We start from the raw sequence: 1,321 nt of genomic DNA on the forward strand, positions 1-1,321 counted from the left end.
CAAGACGTCTCTTGACGAGGAGGAAGAGGTGCTCAGAAAACCGGTTAAGCCAAAACCAAAATAAAACCGATGGTTTCAAGTGAGTTTTGGTTTAAGAGAGATATTCATGAGTTTAAAAGATAGACTTTAGACGCTCCGTTTTCCTCAAAAAATTAGTTTTTGAGCACATACCATTAACCGTGGTAATGCGTCAAAAAGAAAGGAGTGGCAGGAGCCAGGCAGCTTGAAGATGAGAGCAACGCCGGAGAAGGAGGGCGCAGCGTGGAAGCGTAAAGTCACTTCAATAGAAAACAGCCCTTCTTATTTAAAGAACTTAAAGTACGATCAATCCATTCCTTCAAAATCCTTAATTGATCGAAAAGTTGAGCAACTGGAAAAGGAAGCGACACCCCGTAAGTACTCACTGCGTACGCCACAAGAAGAGGGTGCTAAAAAAGAGCCTATAAAACCAAAACCACCTATAAAACCAAAACCACCTCTACCACCAAAGCCGCAGTTTGCCGTACCTGCTCAAAATCCACGGGAAAAATTGACATCAGAACCTCTACAGCCCAGTAAAGTCGTTGAAGAAGGCATTAAAAATGAAAATTCGCCAGAAAAAAACAAGGACGCATCAAATAATCAGACAAGATCCGTCTCACCATTGGTTAGACCACACTCATCAAATGACAGTAGTGAGTCAGCTGATGCAACAAATGCTGATGAGGAACAGTTATTTCATGCGGTAATTCAACAGATTGATACGAAAAAAGCCGTTTTAATCGATCAAAAAAAACCAAAACCACCTATAAAACCAAAACCAAAACCAAAACCAAAACCAAAACCAAAATCACCTATAAAAATTTTAGGTTATTACTCAAAGGGAGAGCAGCTGAACCTTAATTGTGAGGCGGAAAGTGCAAAAGATAAGAAGTTAATCGAATGCAGGCATCTGGCAGAAGCCCGTGCCCGAGGGGTCATTGGTACCAAAGGATCAGGAAAATATTCGTCAGTCAGTAGCCTTGAACAAATAAGCGAACACACACAAATTAAAACCGATGATGAATTGAAAGAAACTACAATTGATGGTGCTAAGAAAGCCCAAGAAAGTTATTATTTTGATCAAAACGGATTAGGTGCGGTACTGCAGGCGGCGATAACGCATCAAAAGGATAGCAATTGTCATAAAAAAAGCTACCTACAGTCTCTTCCAATATGAAATGAGCCTGAACGGAGCCCTTGTTTCCAAAATGAAATGAGCCTGTGATTTCTGATCTTTCGTCCAAAATTACTGGATGAAAATCATAATGGACACACGGCTCATCAAATCGCTCCAGCAGGT

The 1,321-nt window shown here is 40.8% G+C and carries 1 protein-coding gene; it reads left to right on the forward strand.

Features of this window, described 5'->3' with window-relative positions:
* Positions 1–229 precede the first annotated feature (229 nt).
* Positions 230–1,198 carry a ShET2/EspL2 family type III secretion system effector toxin gene (locus AKL11_RS00085; RefSeq protein ID WP_067514367.1) on the forward strand — a complete coding sequence of 323 codons (969 nt, stop codon included), beginning with the start codon at positions 230–232 and terminating at the stop codon, positions 1,196–1,198.
* Positions 1,199–1,321: the final 123 nt, after the last annotated feature.

This window comes from Endozoicomonas ascidiicola (assembly GCF_001646945.1).
Lineage (GTDB): Bacteria > Pseudomonadota > Gammaproteobacteria > Pseudomonadales > Endozoicomonadaceae > Endozoicomonas > Endozoicomonas ascidiicola.